Here is a 16157-nt window from a genome sequence, read left to right as displayed (position 1 = left end):
GACGGGCAAATGCTACAAGAGGTAATTTTTATCGTTATCGTTAGGTCGGAGTAATCTCCCGTAGAATATCGGTATGGGTGTCTGTGGCAATATATTGTACGGGAGAAGGATAATAAGGATTTATCTGGTAATATTCTTTATGTTACATGGATTAAGGTACCAACGCCAATCCAAATTATCGAGAAAATTCATCGTCCAAACCCAAATTTTTTCATGTCACCTGAGGTGACTACTCATTCTCGGATAATTTTAATTGCCGCAGGCATTGAACCGCTTCAATCAGCGGTTCAATCCATCCTCATTTAAAAAACTTCAACTGTTACCAATTGCATGAGAATAGCCCTGTCCGAAAAGGAAGGGTTTTGGACATGGCTTCCATGAATGTCCATAAAGTAGCTTGACCGGTTAATGGACAGGCTGCATATTTCGGACAGCCTATAAGGACATTCATGACACGGATTTTTGCCTACGCACGCGTTTCAACGACAGGACAGACGACGGAGAACCAGATTCGCGAGATCGAAGCGGCTGGTTTTCGAATAGAAGCCCACCGGGTCATTGCTGAGACCGTCTCAGGAAGTGTCGCTATTGCAAGACGGGATGGCTTCAGCCGGCTCCTTGATCGGATGGAGAAGGGGGACGTGTTGATCGTCACGAAACTGGACCGGCTGGGACGTGATGCCATCGATGTCAGTTCTACGGTCTCGAAGTTGAGCGCTATGGGGGTGAAGGTCCATTGCCTGGCGTTGGGGGGTGTCGATCTGACAAGCTCCGCGGGGACCATGACCATGAATGTTCTCAATGCCGTGGCGCAATTCGAACGCGACCTTCTGATTGAGCGAACCCAATCGGGTCTCAAGCGCGCGAGATTACAGGGCAAGACCCTCGGCCGGCCATCGCTTCTGACCTCGCAACAGAGAGAAGCGGCTCGTTCGGATCTGAACGCAGGCATGAGCATTTCGGGGGCTGCGCGGAAATATGGGGTCAGCCGGCAGACCCTCATGCGGGTGCGAGATCAGGCCTCGTGAGGCCCAGCCAATATGGGTGGTCGGCCTGTCGCTCGCCATTCGCTGGCTTGCGAGTGGTGCGCCGAGCTGTGGTATTTTCAGGCGTTGTCCTGGTCGCCAGAATTGGCTGAGGCGAGATCGGCGACGCACCCTTATCCGCCACGAAATTAGCACAACGCCATCTTAGCTGGAAGGTTATATCAATCGCCTAAGCAGATTCTAAAAAAGAACTTTAGAGTATTACCTAGCTATTGACATCTAACAATGCCTAGATTATGTATTCTGCCTACAGGGAGAAGGGTATGCAGGGTGCATCGGCAGAGACAATAATGAACGAGGAAATCCAGGCCCATTATGACAACGATCTGGCGTTCCGCAGTATAATCGATTGGTTGGCCGGCCTTGGGAAAAAGGAACGAGAAATCTCTGTCGACCAGGCGACGGCGGGAGCGGGGCTGCTCCAAGCCGAAGTGTTCAGGTGCTTTCGGATTCTCGACCAGCTGGGATATGGGCGCCTTATGCTCGGCCGTCGTGGCCATCACTCTCGGTTCATCGGGCACGGCGATCTGAGCAAGATTGGGGGGATGGCAAGGATTGGGCAGGAGAAAGGCGGGGCGGTTAACCCAGGCCCATTGCCGACGGGGTCTCTTACGATTGTTCCGGGGCCGGGTTGCCTGACTATAGGACAAGCCAAGGAGCTGTTGGCGGCTTCCCTTGGTGTGCCAGAGAATGCAATTGAGATCATCATCCGCGGATGATGACTATTCTTGTTCATGGGGTCAAAATGGTCCCGCTAAAGAAATTTTGAAAAAATTCGATACTGAGCTCAGCAACATCAGCCGAGCGCCGTAAATATAAAGTTATTGGTATTCATCGCGACGGCAAGCCTCCGATCTGGATCCATAAACCTCATCCTTGTCCACGCATGTTCGGCAAAACGTCGAACAGGCGGATTTATACCTATGTCATTTTGACAACGAAAAATATTTGAAGATGGAGAATTTATTTATGGACAAATCAATTATAGATTCATGTGAATCACTAACACAAGCTAACGTTGGAACTAAGGTCGTCCCTGGCGTCGTCTTTCAATCCTTTTCCAAGCCTAGCAAACAAAAATCACGGATCACACATCTCCGACAGCGCCACCCATCTCTTGCCTGTCATGAGGCTCTCACCGCGCATTTTGTGGATCTTCTCACAGCTTCATACGGAGACGAGACAGCCGCATGCTTCCTTTTTGTGACAGTGACGTTCTCAGTCCGTAACCTTGTAAAAGATCTGTCGCGCAACCGTCTGAACACATTTGGCGTTCTCTACAACCAAACTTGCCGATTGGCTTTAGGCAAGAACCACCATCGCCAATCTGAAGCTGTTCCCAGGGTTGTGGCCTTGATTGATGCTGAGGGATCAAGATATGCCGATCGTCTGGTATCTCCCGTGAACATTCACATTCACTCTGTATGGGCAGTGAGGGATGACCAACGGGCGCTCATTGAGAAGCACATACCCGAGGCTGCGAGATGCAGATACTGCCTTGAAAGAGGTGTTGAGACCATCGACATCCGGTCTGTTGAAAGAAAAGAACTCTATAAGGTCATAGCCTACGCGAGGAAGCTTGGCTTCTATAACAACGAATCGCCTGGCTATGAGCAGGACTTCGAGGTCTATCCGAGGGGGAGGCGTCGCCATCATACAATCTGGACCGTAGCATCTGCCGAGAACAGACACCCTGATTAAGGCGGTTGCATCGGATGGTAGAAGGCAATTCGTAGGTATAGAACGGGCATTTACTTCCGATAGATGTCATTCTTCCTCGATCGACTAGGTTAGTGATAGAAAACAACAATAATATATCAATTTACAATTTGCCGAATGCCGAATCAAGAAGCATAATAAGGTTGTTCGTGAGTTAGTATAGGCCAATCAGCTAGGGGCTCGGGCGGATCGGCCATAGAGTGTTGTTGGAGGCATATTTCAGAAAGAATTCCGATTATTTGTATTTCAGTTCAATTGGGCTTGACAATATTGGAAGGCGCGATGTATAATTGCATATTAGAGGTTATTAATGGATACAGTAACAAAATTTTCTGATAAGTATCAGTCGCAAGATGATATTATAGAGTTCTTCGCCGGCCCGCATTTCGATGCCGGATCCCATAAAGACAGCCGATTCGTTGAGGTCAGGATCTTCTTTGAAGGAGGGCCACGCTCCGGGGATGCGTCCGTCGCTCGTATGGATGCCGGAGGGGCATTTTTCGATCGCGTATGCAGGGCGATTCTGGGCCGAAAGTCGTCTGTCGCCCTTGATCATATGAGGCCTCGGGCATGCTTTGTGATCGACGCTGGCAGGTCCGATTGGCTCGCCAGAAGAGATGTCGGTGCCCAGCATGTCCACATCCGCTCGTTGTGGGTCGTGAGTGCGGGGTATGTCGATCGATTTTCCCGCATCGTGAATAAATTAGCCGGATCTGTGGGCTGTAGGAGACGGGGAATTCGCCAAGTCGAGGTGTCTCCCATCGCCGATAACGCCATTGCAGACGTGGCTCAGTCAATCCTGGAAGACCTGTACCACACGCGCACGACATGCGACTTCGCACGGACCTGCGTAATCTACCCCCGGCCCAAGTCTCAAGGCAGAAAGAAGAGCAAGAGGAAACTGGACCGCTCCGTCACATATCAGATGCAGGCTGCGAACACGCCGTAAATGGCGCGTTGCTTGATTATCATCGTCGATGAGCCTCCGTTTGGGGCTCTGCCGACGTGGCCTCACCCATCTTAGGTCGCGGGCGGCTCTGCGATGAGAACAAGGAAACAGGAGGATCAGATGAGCTGACGAGATATCACCACATGTTTTTGACGGAGGTGGGCTGGCAATCCACCGCCAAGCGATCACGCCGAAACCAAACCGATGGGGACTCTGATGATGGAAATATCAAAAATACTGAGAGAGTTTTTTATGACAAAAGTAATAGAGAAATGTCGAAAAATACACAAAGAACGCAAGAAATCGATCGATTATTATCCCAAGCATCTGCTTGGGCCTGCCTCCTTGTCGTGGGAAGCGGTCGAACAACAGGCGTTCACGCGCCGAAAATACCTTAATTATTACAATGGCCAGCAGTAAGAGGATAAACATGGCTACAGAAATCGTTAAAAATTCAAATTCTACGGATCGAGGCACCCCATCCGATCCGCCTTCGGCTCAAGAGGCCCAGCGTCGCTTCTCATTGAAGCTGCAAGGCTACTACCATCGCCTGACTGAAGAATGCAACCGCTCGGGCGAGATCCAGGCATTGAGTGTGCAGGTTCGCCGTGCTGGAGGGCTTGTCCTCCTGCGGCGCCTGGAAATGTCGATATGGACGACGATGTGCAACACGTCGTTTTTCCGTCGGAATCGGGGTCTGAAAATCGGCCCGATTTTGGTGCAGATAACTTCTTGAACGGCAGTTTCTAACGGCAAAATCTCAGCGCGGCGAAATTGCTCGTCGTGTTTTGATTGCCAGAACGATCATCGGGGACCGTGCCAGCGTCAAAATCCGTGACGCACCGGAAGAAGCAGCTGTATTTCCGGAAAATCGGGTTTATTTCCAAGGAAAATCCTCCGCCTTATGAGAAGCGAAAATTATTTTTGGAGACGTGCGGCGGATTGTCGTGGAAGATTGCCCGGAGATCACTGGATTTGAGCCAATCTGTCCATCCGGATCAAGGAAATAAAATCTGGTTGGCGGAAATACCCAAGAAATTGCCGGAAATAAAATATGTGTTTTTGCTCATACGCGATTTTCCGACCATTGAGCTTTTCGTTGGTAATGTAGTGCGAGGCATATCACCGCGCGTAGATGTATAGGGTAGGGAGAGGTTAACATGACATAGCCGTTCAGGGACGCAGCCCATACTGCGACAGTACTATCCCGAATTATCCATTCTCGATTCGCATCGATGCATTTGTAAAACAAACGTATATGAATAAATAATTCGATTCACAAATTTTGGATTTAATCATTGGAGAAGAAAATGAAGCTATATGAAAATAAGAAAATTAGTTTTAACACCTCACATTCATCCGTAGAATCTCTGCAGGAGAGGCTGATTTGCAAATATCACAGCCTGGCTGCAGAGTACCCGGAGTCGATCACCAAACAGATAATCTTTGGAGTTGGCGCGCAGGAGCTGCGCTATTTTATCGGTCCCTGCAATTCACCGGGAGAAAGGGCCGCGATCGTCAGGGCTGAGGGTCCAGCTTTGCTCGACAATGTCGCATTGTGGTTTCATTTGGAGCTTGTGAAGCGATGGCTCATGGCTTCAGGAGCAACCCCTGGGGCTGCACGACCTGTCATGGACGTTTTTATCGTGGACAGGACGGATGAAGGGTGGGGCATCAGGATGGAAGGTATCTTTTGGCTACCCTCCCATTGGGATGCGATCGACGACGAGTGGGGTAGGACATCGGCATGGCACGTTCTTTGGTCCGAGAACCCGCTTGCGGAGTTTGCCTTCATCCTGGACCTTGATGATGTTGATCGGGAGGTCGCGGATATAACCGGTGCCGCCGCCAGAATGTCTGGAGAATGCGCCTGGTCGCAGCTCTACCGGTCGCTGGAAGGCGATCTTATGGGAGACCGGCTGTCCTGAGCCGCGATGTATCGTCCCTGTGCAGCAGCCGTTTCTGCCGGCACACCTTCTCAAAAGACGCTAGCCTTTGCTACAGACGAGCCCCGCTCGCCCTTGGGGGAGGGGGCCGGATATGGCGGGACTATAAAGTCGGTAGCGATCGGGCCCCTAAAAAATGCCTGAGTGGGAAGAAGGCAATATACCTTTGGTATTTGCAGTGCGAGATGGTCGTTATGTCCATCCCGCGGCAAAAAAAGATAGTAAGTGATGATGATAAAAATAATATCGATATGTTCTCGTCTAACGACGAAAGTTGCACTAAATAAATTTGTAGATCATCAGCAAAGGAAGACGTATGATCGTTCATAAACACGCAAGACCAGAACAACACAGATACATGAAGAAAACGTGGATCAAGAAACTCGGGGTTTCCGCTAACAAATGGGTGGGGGTCACCAGCCTTGATAGCAGCGATCATGGTGTAGTCCGAATCTTTACAGCCGAGGAACGCGAAGAGTGGGCGGGTCAGAACGCTCGCTTCCTGCAGAAGAGAGACTCGCATGGGAAGAACCACTAGATCAGAGAACAGGAGAAGGACATTGCAATATGACAGTTGAGTTCGTCGGCGGGGTTCCAGTGGTGCGGCGGTCGGCCGCTCCTCCGTCCCGTGCAACTCTTGGAGGTCGTCGTCGTAGCACAGGCCAAGCCGATCCAGATGCGCATCTGTTGCTCCGATGCGGCATCGACAATCTGCTGAGGCTTTTGGAGAGCCCTGCGCAAGCGGAAGATGAGAAGGAACTCTTCTGTGTGATTATCTCATTCGAAGATATCTGCTGGACCGAACCGATTGCGCGTTCACGCATGAGAGCATTCAACGCGTTCTACCGCGAGGTCTGCACCAGGCTCTTTGGTAACGATTCAGTTCCAGCCTCGCGCCTGCCGAAGGTGGCAGCCTTCATCGACTTTGCCACCCCTTTTCCCGAGAAACGAAAGGTCCACGGCACACGCCTGTTCATTTCGTCCTTCTGGTTGGTCGGGAAGGATCAGGCGTCCATGTTGCCGTCGGTGCTGCCCCGTTATATCGAGGTCAAGCATCGCGGAAAGATGCGCACAGGCTCGATCAATTGCCGGACTGTCGTGTCCGGCTCAAACACACCGCCTCTCGGGGAATATGCCGCGAAGCAAGCCTCATATGCGCGGCAGGTGGCGAGGGTTGAGGATTGCTTCGTGATTCAGCCCGGGGCGTTCAAACAGCGCCTGGAGAGGGCGAGACGGAGGACGCAGGAATCGGCGGACTGAAGAAGGTCCTGGTGGTGTCGAATAGGATGTCGCTGCCGCAACACCCGGTGCTGCACGGGCGAACCCGATGATTAGATCGGGCTTGAGCAGCTTTCCGGTCTTCGGCCTAGCGGGACGGGAGCGTCAAGCTGGCCTCTTCGAGGCTCCGGTTAGCCTATAAGAACGCCGCAGCTTCCGCTTGAGCCATGTCTGCAAGGCCTCTGTCGCGCCGGCTTGCGTTTCGTGAAATTCCACGCGATGTCCGCCCGCTCGCCCGATCCGGCCCCATCGGCGCACAAGGGCCATCTCGGCGAAGAGCGTCGGCTCAAGAGACAGGACATAGTAACGGGCGATGTTGTGCGCCGCGTCCGTCCTCTCCAGGACAAGATATTGGATAGACGGTTCCGGCATGGCAAAATCCACGGCTGAAGACGGTCCCAATCTCCCACCGCAGATCTCCATCGTCCAATTCAAATCCGGAATCAAAGACCGCGCATCGATTCATAGTCGTGATCAGCGCGAACTCCGGTGGTGAGGGTGACGCATATGTGCGGCAACTCAAAGACAGTCCGGTGTTGTGACGAAATTCCGACGATCTTGCCGCGGATGCTGGAATGTAAACTAGGCTATAGCGGCTATCCGGAACTCGGCTGTTGGCCGTGCAGCGTTTGTTTCTTCGGAGAAAGCTTGTATGCCGGATCATCGCCTTTGAGACCTCTTCCGGAACAGGGTCACGGTTGCTTTGGTGTAGGAATGAGACCCCGGTCCACGGGTCTGTGTGGCTGTGAGAGGGGTGAGAGAGAAAGCTCCTCATTCCGGCTCTGGGTCTTGGTGGCCTGGTTTTGGAAGACCTTCCTTGGTGGCCTGGGGAAACGAGACCCCTTGGCCTGGTGAAGGTGGACTGTTCCGGTTCTGGTTAGCCAAGGAAGGTTATGGTGGTTTGTGGGAAGTCATGGATGTGCCGCTCCCCCAGCTATCTCACCACCCCTCTTGTGTCCCCACTCCCACCTCTCGCATCACCTTCCCTCTCCCCTCACCGGCTCTCCCTACCCTTTCACACCCGGATATCCCACCAGGCGTTCTCTCCCTCAAAGATACTCCGGCTCTCAGCCTCCTCTGCTGTCGTCTCTCGATTTCTCCGGCATCGGTTTTGTGTGCCGCTATATGTGAGCCTATGTCTCTCGATCCGGTGTGTTCTCTTGGCCTGCCTTAGCTCAAACCGTTGCATGCCGGCCTTTCTGGCTTTGGGGATCGCTTGGAAGCTGTATTTCTGGAAAGCTTGCAAACGCTCTGTAAGACGCGTCCCTGCTTGAGCGCTATCTGTGCACGTCGAAGCGATCGGATGCTGCTCAGTGAGCTTCCCTGCTCGTTCTAGCGCGTGCTTAGATCTGTGTTTGAGCTCTAGCGATCATCAGTGATGCGCACAGTTTTCCCATAAGCTTCGTGTAACATTTGTGCAACAACAGATTGTACGAGGATGGTGTGTGAAATGGAGATTCAGGCAACGTTCTGCAATGCGGATACCGTGTTGAACTGGCTTGAAGAAGTCGGGTAGATTCGCGCAAGCATGGGTTAGGGGCAGGTTCTATGACGTTCTTGGTGAGGTTAGTGGGGGCGCTACTATGCTGCCTGTCCTTTGCTGCCGTTGCGGAGCCAATGAAGTTCTCGAAGGGTGGGAGCGATGAGGCGTGCCGGACGTGCGAATTTATTCAGGCCACTGGTGAGATCGTCGAAAGCACGCCGGACGACTTCGAGAGATTTTTCAAGTCATCTGAGTTCCAAGCTTACCGGATCAGACTTAACTCACCAGGAGGGTCTCTCAGCGCAGGTCTAAAATTAGGGGAGATGATCCGGTCCAAAAAGATGGCCACCGAGGTGGGTGCGGATGCGTTGGTGCCCGACATGAAACGAATGTGGAGTTCTGGAGATGTCACGAAGCGTACGCCGGGTGAATGTGCGTCGGCTTGCGCATACGCGTTCTTGGGAGGTGTGGAACGAAGCCTGGATCCAGACAGTAAACTCGGTTTTCACCGGTTTTATCTGCCCAGCGCTTTCCAGGCGCCAACGGAAACCCTGTTCACAGGGAATGATCTAGATCGAACTCAGCGGCTCACTGCCGCGCTAGCTTTGTACGTTGCTAAAATGGGCGTCGATGCGCGTCTAATGGGCGTGGCCAGTGAGTTCGGTCCTGGCGAGATGCGGTGGATTGAGCCGAAAGAGGGTAAGCGGTGTTCTCAGGCCACGGCCTTGATCTCGGAAGCGGCGATATAGGCCCAAGGCAGGAGATCGTCGATTTGGCTGTTTGGATGGCCGTTGACGATCCTTGCGAGCACGTCGGCGATGTAGGCGTCACGACACGAAAGTGGTGAATCTGTCCGACATTCGAGAACATATAGTGATCAAGCGGCCAGCATCGACGTCTCTCGCCGAAGCGGCCTTAGGTCGAGACTGTCAGTCGGGGTCCAGTTGTAGTCGCCGGTGAGGCTGATATGCTGCCATCCGAGCGGCGTGATGTGCTTGATCACGTCGGCCGGCGTTGCAATGCCTTCGCGATTGAGTTCGGCAAACGTTGGTTCGAGATAGAGCGTGTTCCAGTAAACGATCGCGTTGATGAGCAGGTTCAGCCCGGACGCCCTGTAGAACTGGCTCTCGAAGGTTCTGTCCCGCAGCTCTCCGAGACGATTGAAGAACAGCGCCCGGGCCAGAGTGTTCTGGGCCTCGCTCTTGTTGAGGCCTGCGGTGGCGTTCCTGCGCATTTCAGGGTTCTGCCACCATTGCGGCAGGAAGATGGATCGATTGATGCGTCCAATGTCGCGCAACGCGAGCGCCAGTCCGTTTTGGCGCGGGAATGCGGACAGTTTCGCCAGCAAGGTCGAAGGCCGCACCTGGCCGGAACGGATCGTCGTGACGAGACGCAGGATGTCATTCCAGTTTGCCCTGATCCGCTCGATGTTGATGGGTTCGCCGAAGAGCGGGGCGAGGTTTTGGGGAGGCGCGTCGCCCGGGAAGAGATAGAGCCGGCGATCCTTAAGGCCGCGCAACCGGGGCACGAGCTGGAAACCGACAAGATGGCAAAGAGCGAAACTCATGTCGCTGACCCCGCCGGTGTCGACATAGTGGGTTTCGATAGCGAGATCGCTGCCGTGATAGAGCAGACCGTCGAGGACGTATATGGCCTCGCTCGCATTGGCGTTCATAGCGATGATGTGGAACGCCCCATACTGGTCGGAGGTGAAGCGATAGAACTTCGCGCCGGGGTTAGGGCCATAGCGGGCGTTGAGGTCGCCGATCGCCTCGGCGTGCCCTCCCGCCGGAAAATACTGCCCGTCCGAGGATGAGGTGGTTCCGTCGCCCCACAATTTCGCGAGAGGCAATTGCCTCTGGGCATTGACAAGGATGGCATGCGCGCCGGTGTAACCCTCCTCCCGGATATGCCAGTCGTGCACCCAGGCGAGCTGGCGCATCGTCAGCCCGGGGGAAACATCCGCCATTCTGGTGAGTCCGAGATTGATGCCGTCCGCCAGAACGGCGGTAAGCAGGGCAAGCTTGTTGTCGGCCGTGCGCCCGGTGCGCAGATGGGTGAACGCATTCGAAAATCCCGTGCGGGCGTCCACCTCAAGCAGCAGGTCGGTGATGCGGACGGCAGGCAGCCGGTTTTCCACCTTCGGTTTCAGCGACTTCGCGATGTCCGGGAACATGGCCTTGTGTGGCGTGACGCTGAAACCCGTGCCGGCCAGTTCGACATCGTCGAGCTCACCGGCTTCTGCTAGACGGGAAAGCTCGCTCAACCCGTCGTTCAAGGTCTGGCGCTGTTGCTTCAGATAGGTTTCCACATCGGTATCGACTGCGACCGGAAGCGGACCTTCCTCCCGCATCAACTCGAATGTCGGCGCGGGAATGAGGAAGCTCTCGAAGGACTGGAAGCGCTTCGCGCCCTCCACCCAGACATCGCCGGCATCGAGGCGGCGTTTCAATTCGCTGAACAGGCAGAGTTCATAGGCCCTGCGATCGATCTTGCCATCCTGCAGGATGAGCGGCATCCAGCCTTTCGGTGCAAAGAATATGGGTGCTCTGTCGGGTATCGCTCTTTTCCCTTTGCGGTACAGATTGGCGACCATGGATAGCGCGCGCAGGAGATTCGCCGCCACGGCGTGGCCACGAAACACGAACGTCGACAGGAATTCCGGCGCCATTTTCCGGATTGTCGGATAGCGCTGGAGCATTTCGATTTTCCCGTCGATGCTGTCGGGGGCAATCAGCGTGTCGACCGCCTGGACACTGGTCGCGAAGATCGGCCATTGAATGACCGTTTCGAGCGACCTGCCGATATCCTCGCCCTTCTGCCTGGCCTCTATGATCGCATGGCAAACTTTCGAAACGTCCTTCAGCGGCTTCTGAACCTCCCGGACCGAACGGGTGATGCGGGCGGTCGCCTGATTGTCGGCTCGCCGCGTCATGGCGCCGATTAGCTTCTTGAACACGTCGATTGCGCAATCGGTCAGATGGCGGGAAAGATGCAGGACCGTTGCAGCCAGCACGGTGTGCCGGCGTTCGGGGTTGAGGTCGCGTAAATGCTGTGCGCTCATCCGCATCCCTTCCGCGGCGAGTTCATCAAAAACCTTGGCCGGAATGCGCTCCATCAGTTCCATTGGCAGGTTCAGGGACCGAAGAAACTGAACGCGTTCGGCTATCCTGTCGAGATTGATGGCGGTAGGCGACAATGCCGGTGTTCTGGCCCACGCGAGGATGGTCACATTCGTCCCCTCACGCGGGTCGAGAAGTTTGTCGAGGTCACGCTTCTGGCCTTCCAAGAGCCCGCCAGCCAAGGCCCGGTGAGCGATGCGGATGCCGCGCCGGATTGCAACGTGGATGATGGCTTCGAGTGCTCCGCGCGCCGGCAGGAGAATTCGCCGGCGTCGCAATTCCTCCACAACCATATCCGCCAAAACATCGGCCCGGCGCAGGGTTTGCGCCGCGGGCGTCAGCCAGCCGGTCAGTGCCCTCACGTCCGAAGGCGCAAATGGGCGCATCTTCATTTTCTCGAACAGCAGGGCGAGGTGCTCGCGGCGTGTCTGCGGACGTTCGAAATATCGGTCGATCTCGCGATGATCGGCACCGATCTGCCGCGCCAGGAACCGCAAGACGCCGGAAGGCAGGATCTCACCATCCGCGAGTGGTCGGCCTGGAAATCGCAGCATCGCCAGAACGCAGGCCAGGCCCAGCCGATTCGACGCCTTGTTCTGTCGCATGACCAGATCGAGATCCGACTGGTCCAGCGTGTAGTGCTTGGCGATCTCCCTATCCTCATCCGGGATCGTGGTTACCTGGCACCACCATGTTTCGCTCAGCAATACTCTTCGAGCCATTCACTCACCTCTCAGCGCGGACGCTGCACCGAAATGGAAAATGCCTGTTCGGCAAACGGTCGTTTTGCGGCTTCCACAGATTTGGTCCGTAAACCTTGTCATGCAACGGCAAATCGGACATTGTCCGAGTTCAACGAGAAAGCGGACAAGCCACACCTCATGACCTCGATCGGCTACGCAAGGGTATCCACCGGCGACCAGGATACGGCGCTTCAACTCGATGCGCTGCGCAAGACGGGTTGCGAGAAGCTGTTCGAAGACAAGGCATCGGGTGTGAAAACCGATCGGCCGGGGCTGACCGAAGCCGTGCGCTATGCTCGGGACGGCGACACGCTTACGGTCTGGAAGCTCGATCGCCTCGGTCGATCGATGAAGCACCTGATCGAGATCGTCACCGAGTTGGAATCCAAGGGTATCGGCTTCCGCTCTATCACCGAGAACATCGACACCACGACATCTGGCGGTCGCCTGGTCTTCCATCTGTTCGGAGCGCTGGCCCAGTTCGAACGCGATCTCATCCGGGAAAGAACCCGCGCCGGACTGCAGGCAGCAGAGGATCGGGGTCGACGCGGAGGCCGCCAGGCGGTTGTAACACCGGAGAAGCTCGCAAAGGCTCGTCAGCATCTGGCTGCCGGTCTCAATGTCCGCGAAGCCGCCGCCCGCGTAAAGATCGGAAAGACCGCGCTCTATGAAGCGCTCAAAGCCGAAAAATCAGCCGCACCCACCGTCAAACCGGCGTGAGTTCTTAATGCGTTCTCAAAAGTCGGACAGATTCATCACTTTCGTGTCGTGACGCCGTCTGGTGTCAAGCCCCTGAGTGATTGTCACGTCGCCGAACTCTTGCTTCTGTTCGTGGTCAGCGCAGAGCCGCCACATCATGCCATCAGAGAGGATGCGGCAAGCCCATCTAGGTCGCGTGCTCCACCTCGAAAGGCGCTCACGGCACTACTTACGGCTTTACCGCTTCCGTCGTCCCGGCGACGGGATCTCAGGGGAACAGGGCCAGCTCCAAACTGTGCTTCTCCTTATACGGCAGCCGCTTCCCGACCCCAGCGGAATGAGGTGTCATCCATCCACATCCGATGGAGAACGATTGCCAATTTGCGGGCGAGCGCAACCTTGGCACGCTTCTTGCCCCGCCGCTTGGCGACCTCCATCGCCCAGCGCTTGAGCGTCGAGAAACGCACCGCCCGCGTAAGTATGATGTGCGCTCCTTCGTAAAGAGCCGTGCGCGCCATGGGATCGCCGACCCGGCTGTCCGCGCCGGTGATATCGGTCTCCCCGGACTGGTACTTCTTCGGCGTCAGGCCGAAATGCGCTCCCACCGCTCTGGAGCGGGAGAACCGCTCGGGTCCGTCCACCGCTGACGTGAACCGTCACTGCTATCAACGCTCCGACACCTGGCACCGTCATCAGCCGCCGACAGACCTCGTCGCCGCGCACTATCGCCAGCATAGCGCGATGCAATTTGCCGAACTCCGTTTGCAGCGCCTCACGGGCTCGCAACATCGCCTCGGCGATCCGCTCCAGCATTGTGTGACCCGCCGTCAGCGTGCGTACGCGGGCTGCGAACTGACCCTTGCTGATCTCGCCGACCTTCAGACCAAAGCCCCGCAGAACGCCGCGCAGGCTGAGCTCGACATCTCGCATCTTGGCCTGCAACAGCTTGCGCGCGACGAGCAGCGCTCTGGTCTCCTGGGCCGGAGGCGGCTTGCAGTGCACCGGCCGGAACCATCTATGGCGCGGCGATCAGGATGAGACGGCGGCGACAATCTAGATGAGACTCTTATGTCGCGGTCGGTTGGAAGTTATCATGCTGATTTTCGCTGGCAAGCGCTTCGCTGGTTTCTGATTGCCGCTCCGCGACAAGTTCCAGGGTGTTTTTGATTGTCGCGTATGAGGCTGGTCTGCCGCGCTGGCGTTTGGCTTCCATTGCGGATCTGCGCCGATAGCTTTCGACATTCATCTCGAAGATGGTTGCGTGGTGGACGAGGCGATCGACCGCAGCGAGCGTCATTGCGGGGTCCGGGAAGACCCTGTTCCATTCCCCAAAGGGCTGATTGGCGGTGATCATGATGGAACGCCGCTCGTAGCGGGCGGAGATGAGCTCGAAGAGCACGCTCGTTTCGGCCTGGTCCTTGGTGACGTAGGCCAGATCGTCGAGGATGAGCAGATCGAACTTATCGAGCTTTGCGATAGCGGATTCGAGTTGGAGCTCGCGTCGCGCGACCTGAAGCTTCTGGACGAGATCGGTGGTGCGGGTGAACATCACGCGCCAGCCGTTCTCGATCAGCGCAAGGCCGATGGCTGCCGCGAGATGGCTCTTGCCGCCGCCGGGCGGCCCGAACATGAGGACGTTGGCGCCCTTTGCGAGCCAGCTGTCACCAGCGGTGATCGCCATGACCTGGGCCTTGGAGACCATGGGCACGGCATCGAAGGCGAAGCTGTCGAGCGTCTTTCCGGGCGGCAAGTGCGCCTCGGCGAGATGCCTTTCGATCCTGCGATGGGCACGTTCGGCCAGTTCATGCTCGGCGATGGCCGAGAGGAAGCGCGCGGCCGGCCACCCCTCCCGATCCGCCTGTTCGGCAAATTGCGGCCAGAGCGTCTTGATGGTCGGCAGCCTCAGCTCGTTGAGCATGATGCCGAGACGAGCTTCGTCGATGGTGTGGGCGCCCTTCATGCGGCTTCTCCCGCATACGTCGTGCCGATCAGGGCTTCATAGCCATTGAGCGACGCCAGTTGCACATGAACGGTCGGCAACCGGGCCGGGTCCGGAGCGAAGAGGGTTCGCAGGGCGGCAATGTCGGGCAGGTCGCCGGCGTTGAGCGTTCTGGCAAGCTCCTCGGCCAGTTCACGCTCGCAGCCGCGATCATGGGCCAGTGTCAGCAGTTCGACGGTGATCTTGCAGGCTTGCTTGTCGGGAAGATGCTCGATGAGAGCCTCAAAAGCCCTGCGGTATTCCTGACGCGGGAAGAGCTTGTCGCGATAGACGAGCCCGCGAAGCGCCATCGGCTTCTTGCGCAAGGAATGGATGACGTGGTGGTAATTGACGACCTGGTCATGCCGGCCGTCGGCATGGCCACGCCCGCGGGGCAAGGTCATCAGATGCGTGCCGCCGATGAAGACCTCGAGGCGATCGTCGAAGAGGCGCACTCGAAGCCGATGTCCTATCAGGCGGGAGGGCACGGTGTAGAAGACCTTGCGCAAGGTGAAGCCGCCGGTGCGCGACACCGTGACAACCACCTCTTCGAAGTCGGTAGTGCGACGATCGGGAAGCCCCTGCAAATGCGGACGCTCGGCGTCGATGCGCTTGCCGTGTGTCGCATTGCGGCGGCTGACAATCTCATCGATGAAGGTGCGGTAGGAGCCGAGATCGTCGAAGTCCCTTGTTCCGCGTATCAGCAGGGCGTCGCGAACGGCGTTCTTGAGATGGCCGTGGGAGCTTTCGATCGAGCCGTTCTCGTGTGCGATGCCTTTGTTGTTGCGGGTCGGCGTCATGCGGTAGTGGGCGCACAGTTCCTCGTAGCGATGCGTAAGATCGGCCTTTGCGTCGGCATCGAGGTTGCGGAAGGCGGCCGACAGGCTGTCGCTGCGATGATAGAGCGGCGTGCCGCCAACAGACCACAACGCGTTCTGCAACCCCTCGGCCAGAGCGACGAAGCTTTCGCCACCAAGGATGACATGGCCGTGTTCGAAGCCCGACCAGGCGAGTCGAAATGCGAATTCCACGGGAAGATGGGCAGCGATTCCACGGGATCGTGGGCAGCAATTCCAGGCGAACGTGGGCAGTGATTCCACGGGATCGTGGGCACCCTTGCAGCGGGTGTGAAGGAGCCTCGACCGACAATCTGAGCGAGCTATGGCTTGCCTCGTTTTTCAACGAGGAAGCCAT

Annotated in this window: 12 protein-coding genes and 3 pseudogenes; 8 read left to right on the top strand and 7 right to left on the bottom strand. The window is 56.2% G+C overall.

What is annotated here, in order from left to right; genetic code table 11:
* The first annotated feature begins 449 nt into the window (after positions 1-449).
* The 3 genes from KIO74_RS30190 to KIO74_RS30180 all read left to right on the top strand — a co-directional run bounded on the left by KIO74_RS30190 (position 450) and on the right by KIO74_RS30180 (position 2747).
* Positions 450-1028, top strand: a complete 579-nt coding sequence (locus KIO74_RS30190) for a recombinase family protein (RefSeq protein WP_213339508.1) — start codon at positions 450-452, stop codon at positions 1026-1028.
* A gap of 308 nt (positions 1029-1336) precedes the next feature.
* A complete protein-coding gene (locus tag KIO74_RS30185) occupies positions 1337-1765 on the top strand; it encodes a hypothetical protein (protein ID WP_213339507.1) in 429 nt (142 codons plus the stop codon).
* A 250-nt stretch (positions 1766-2015) separates the two neighbouring features.
* Positions 2016-2747: a hypothetical protein gene (locus KIO74_RS30180; protein WP_213339506.1), complete on the top strand. Its 732-nt coding sequence runs from the start codon at positions 2016-2018 to the stop codon at positions 2745-2747.
* A 325-nt stretch (positions 2748-3072) separates the two neighbouring features.
* Here the strand turns inward: KIO74_RS30180 and KIO74_RS30175 are convergent, their stop codons facing one another.
* On the bottom strand, positions 3073-3399 hold the full coding sequence (locus KIO74_RS30175; protein WP_213339505.1) for a hypothetical protein: 327 nt from the start codon (positions 3397-3399) through the stop codon (positions 3073-3075).
* Between the two features lie 745 nt (positions 3400-4144).
* On the opposite strand from KIO74_RS30175, the gene KIO74_RS30170 reads away from it, so the two are divergent.
* The 3 genes from KIO74_RS30170 (at position 4145) to KIO74_RS30160 (ending at position 6920) form a co-directional block, all read left to right on the top strand.
* The gene (locus KIO74_RS30170; RefSeq protein ID WP_213339504.1) at positions 4145-4450 is read left to right on the top strand and encodes a hypothetical protein; all 306 of its coding nucleotides are present in this window, start codon (positions 4145-4147) and stop codon (positions 4448-4450) included.
* A 574-nt stretch (positions 4451-5024) separates the two neighbouring features.
* Complete coding sequence (locus KIO74_RS30165; protein WP_213339503.1) at positions 5025-5642, top strand: hypothetical protein; 618 nt, start codon at positions 5025-5027, stop codon at positions 5640-5642.
* Between the two features lie 585 nt (positions 5643-6227).
* Positions 6228-6920: a hypothetical protein gene (locus KIO74_RS30160; RefSeq protein ID WP_213339502.1), complete on the top strand. Its 693-nt coding sequence runs from the start codon at positions 6228-6230 to the stop codon at positions 6918-6920.
* A 123-nt stretch (positions 6921-7043) separates the two neighbouring features.
* Here KIO74_RS30160 and KIO74_RS30155 read toward each other — a convergent pair whose 3' ends face one another.
* Positions 7044-7310, bottom strand: a complete 267-nt coding sequence (locus KIO74_RS30155; protein WP_110378463.1) for a WGR domain-containing protein — start codon at positions 7308-7310, stop codon at positions 7044-7046.
* A gap of 1245 nt (positions 7311-8555) precedes the next feature.
* Here KIO74_RS30155 and KIO74_RS30150 point away from each other — a divergent pair.
* On the top strand, positions 8556-9170 hold the full coding sequence (locus tag KIO74_RS30150) for a COG3904 family protein (protein WP_213339501.1): 615 nt from the start codon (positions 8556-8558) through the stop codon (positions 9168-9170).
* Here KIO74_RS30150 and KIO74_RS30145 read toward each other — a convergent pair.
* Together KIO74_RS30145 and KIO74_RS30140 are read right to left on the bottom strand one after the other, a co-directional pair.
* Positions 9134-9247 (bottom strand): annotated as a pseudogene (locus tag KIO74_RS30145) (transposase domain-containing protein); the annotation flags it as partial. The gene KIO74_RS30150 and the pseudogene KIO74_RS30145 sit on opposite strands and share 37 nt — an antisense overlap.
* Before the next feature lie 51 nt (positions 9248-9298).
* Positions 9299-12265 (bottom strand): Tn3 family transposase, encoded by a 2967-nt coding sequence (locus KIO74_RS30140; RefSeq protein WP_213339465.1) that lies wholly within the window; start codon positions 12263-12265, stop codon positions 9299-9301.
* Between the two features lie 159 nt (positions 12266-12424).
* On the opposite strand from KIO74_RS30140, the gene KIO74_RS30135 reads away from it, so the two are divergent.
* A complete protein-coding gene (locus KIO74_RS30135) occupies positions 12425-13006 on the top strand; it encodes a recombinase family protein (RefSeq protein WP_213339554.1) in 582 nt (193 codons plus the stop codon).
* Between the two features lie 284 nt (positions 13007-13290).
* On the opposite strand, the pseudogene KIO74_RS30130 reads toward KIO74_RS30135, so the two are convergent.
* The 3 genes and pseudogenes from KIO74_RS30130 to KIO74_RS30120 form a co-directional block, all read right to left on the bottom strand.
* Positions 13291-14008 (bottom strand): annotated as a pseudogene (locus KIO74_RS30130) (IS110 family RNA-guided transposase); the annotation flags it as partial.
* A 43-nt stretch (positions 14009-14051) separates the two neighbouring features.
* Positions 14052-14945: an IS21-like element helper ATPase IstB gene (istB, locus tag KIO74_RS30125; RefSeq protein ID WP_213339500.1), complete on the bottom strand. Its 894-nt coding sequence runs from the start codon at positions 14943-14945 to the stop codon at positions 14052-14054.
* Positions 14942-15988: pseudogene (locus KIO74_RS30120) on the bottom strand (Mu transposase domain-containing protein); the annotation flags it as partial. The pseudogene KIO74_RS30120 and the gene istB, both read right to left, overlap by 4 nt.
* Positions 15989-16157 lie beyond the last annotated feature (169 nt).

It is taken from the genome of Chelatococcus sp. HY11 (assembly GCF_018398335.1).
GTDB lineage: Bacteria > Pseudomonadota > Alphaproteobacteria > Rhizobiales > Beijerinckiaceae > Chelatococcus.
Note: the sequence above shows the minus strand (reverse complement) of the source record. Positions and strands in the feature narration are given on the sequence as shown.

Bases quoted from the DNA above. Each gene is read 5' to 3' on its own strand.
- KIO74_RS30150 (WP_213339501.1), top strand. From the start codon at position 8,556: ATGAAGTTCTCGAAGGGTGGGAGCGATGAGGCGTGCCGGACGTGCGAA.
- istB (WP_213339500.1), bottom strand. From the start codon at position 14,945: ATGAAGGGCGCCCACACCATCGACGAAGCTCGTCTCGGCATCATGCTC.
- KIO74_RS30135 (WP_213339554.1), top strand. From the start codon at position 12,425: ATGACCTCGATCGGCTACGCAAGGGTATCCACCGGCGACCAGGATACG.
- KIO74_RS30155 (WP_110378463.1), bottom strand. From the start codon at position 7,310: ATGCCGGAACCGTCTATCCAATATCTTGTCCTGGAGAGGACGGACGCG.
- KIO74_RS30165 (WP_213339503.1), top strand. From the start codon at position 5,025: ATGAAGCTATATGAAAATAAGAAAATTAGTTTTAACACCTCACATTCA.
- KIO74_RS30180 (WP_213339506.1), top strand. From the start codon at position 2,016: ATGGACAAATCAATTATAGATTCATGTGAATCACTAACACAAGCTAAC.
- KIO74_RS30175 (WP_213339505.1), bottom strand. From the start codon at position 3,399: ATGCTGGGCACCGACATCTCTTCTGGCGAGCCAATCGGACCTGCCAGC.
- KIO74_RS30160 (WP_213339502.1), top strand. From the start codon at position 6,228: ATGACAGTTGAGTTCGTCGGCGGGGTTCCAGTGGTGCGGCGGTCGGCC.
- KIO74_RS30170 (WP_213339504.1), top strand. From the start codon at position 4,145: ATGGCTACAGAAATCGTTAAAAATTCAAATTCTACGGATCGAGGCACC.
- KIO74_RS30185 (WP_213339507.1), top strand. From the start codon at position 1,337: ATGAACGAGGAAATCCAGGCCCATTATGACAACGATCTGGCGTTCCGC.
- KIO74_RS30190 (WP_213339508.1), top strand. From the start codon at position 450: ATGACACGGATTTTTGCCTACGCACGCGTTTCAACGACAGGACAGACG.
- KIO74_RS30140 (WP_213339465.1), bottom strand. From the start codon at position 12,265: ATGGCTCGAAGAGTATTGCTGAGCGAAACATGGTGGTGCCAGGTAACC.